Below are 201 nucleotides of genomic sequence, written 5' to 3'. Positions count from 1 at the left end.
CGACTCGCCACTACGCGCACGTAGACTGCCCGGGACACGCCGACTACGTTAAGAACATGATCACCGGTGCTGCCCAGATGGACGGCGCTATCCTGGTTTGTTCCGCTGCCGACGGCCCCATGCCGCAGACTCGTGAGCACATCCTGCTGTCTCGTCAGGTAGGTGTACCTTACATCGTGGTATTCCTGAACAAAGCCGACA

1 protein-coding gene is annotated in these 201 nt (G+C 59.2%); it reads left to right on the top strand.

The window, feature by feature from the left end:
• Positions 1-201, top strand: a 201-nt coding sequence (locus IG168_RS20160; RefSeq protein ID WP_264300134.1) for a GTP-binding protein, incomplete at both ends; no start/stop codon positions are given.

Origin of the sequence: Microbulbifer hainanensis (genome assembly GCF_014904735.1) — a bacterium.
GTDB classification, from domain to species: Bacteria; Pseudomonadota; Gammaproteobacteria; order Pseudomonadales; family Cellvibrionaceae; genus Microbulbifer; species Microbulbifer hainanensis.
The sequence above is the reverse complement of the archived record's forward strand: the minus strand, read 5'-3'. Positions and strand labels throughout refer to the sequence as shown.